Genomic DNA, 1,230 nt, shown 5'->3' with positions numbered 1-1,230 from the left:
GGCGTTTAGATTGTATTGATACCCTGTTCTTCTATTTTATGTGGATTTGTGCCATTTATTAATTTCTTTTGCTATATCTTCATAGATTTGTTGACCTCTATAGGTGGCATCAGAGCCTATGTATCTTCCCGAAGTATCAATCCAACTAAATTTTTGTCCTGATTTAGCATTTGGACCGATAGAAATGTTAGTTATATTTGCTGAAGTTGCTCCCACACCGATTGTAACAGGTGATTCATTTATAACTGCATGTGCAGCTGTACCAAACGACATTACTGCAATAAATGTCGCAATTACAGACAAGGTTTTTACAATTTTGTGACTTGCGGTAGATGTAATTGGTTGATCAGATCCTATTTTGCTTTTTACGCTCACAGTGGACGACTTACCGCGTGAAGTCGCATTTTCTGCTACTGCTGTATAGGTTTGGGTCGATTCGTTATAGACCACTCGATAATTATGATTCATAGAACTTTCCTTTGCTGTGGTAGGTGGAGATCTCTCACCGTCTACCGATTGCACACTAAGATTTATTTTATGTAAGTGTTACCCAATATTGCTATGCTATTCCATATCCAAACACCTAAGATGCGAGACAGACTACCAAAACAATACGCCATGTTCTTGGTTAAAACTGGATTATTTTTACAATAACCACATTTTATACCCAGAAAATAAATTTAGTATAAAATTACATCAAAATTATGAAAAAGTAGTTACACAATAACTGCTGTTTTAATCTGCTTACTTAGGAAGTATATTATTATCCTAATTAAGGTGCAACGACTTAATTTACCATTTTTCAACCAAAACAATAAAACACCATAAATGAAAAAATAATCATAAATATTATATAATTGTGGAAATTTAGCCTAAATATTAATCTTTTTTAACTAAAAAATACCCTTCATTTTTGGTGTGTTTTGCAATTTGTCAATTTTTCAGACTAAAAAACTACCTAATAAGCTTGAAAATTTACAAATTTCATTACTTGTAATTTTGAAAAATAATCGTTCTTTTAGTTCGTTTTTTGTTTAAAATTGGATTTTTTAAATATAAAATTAATAATTAATTAGTTTAATTTTTGATTAACTATGCGACATTTAACCTCATAAACGTGAACAAGTTAGTATTTTTTAGCAATATTTTTAATAATTAGACCTCTTGCGAAAGTTTTGATATAATGACAAGATGAGATACGAAACAATCAAGGGCTTTAGCGACAGCCAA

1 protein-coding gene is annotated in these 1,230 nt (G+C 30.9%); it reads right to left on the bottom strand.

All coding sequences use genetic code 11. The features are described 5' to 3' along the window. Positions 1-36 precede the first annotated feature (36 nt). The gene (locus ACEYX7_RS10920) at positions 37-468 is read right to left on the bottom strand and encodes an ESPR domain-containing protein (protein ID WP_374805216.1); all 432 of its coding nucleotides are present in this window, start codon (positions 466-468) and stop codon (positions 37-39) included. Positions 469-1,230 lie beyond the last annotated feature (762 nt).

It is taken from the genome of Hubeiibacter jixunmingi (assembly GCF_041928215.1).
GTDB lineage: Bacteria > Pseudomonadota > Gammaproteobacteria > Pseudomonadales > Moraxellaceae > Acinetobacter.
This window is presented reverse-complemented; position numbering and strand designations above follow the sequence as displayed.

What these genes read in the sequence shown, in the direction of transcription:
- ACEYX7_RS10920 (WP_374805216.1), bottom strand. Translation starts at nt 468, where the DNA reads ATGAATCATAATTATCGAGTGGTCTATAACGAATCGACCCAAACCTAT.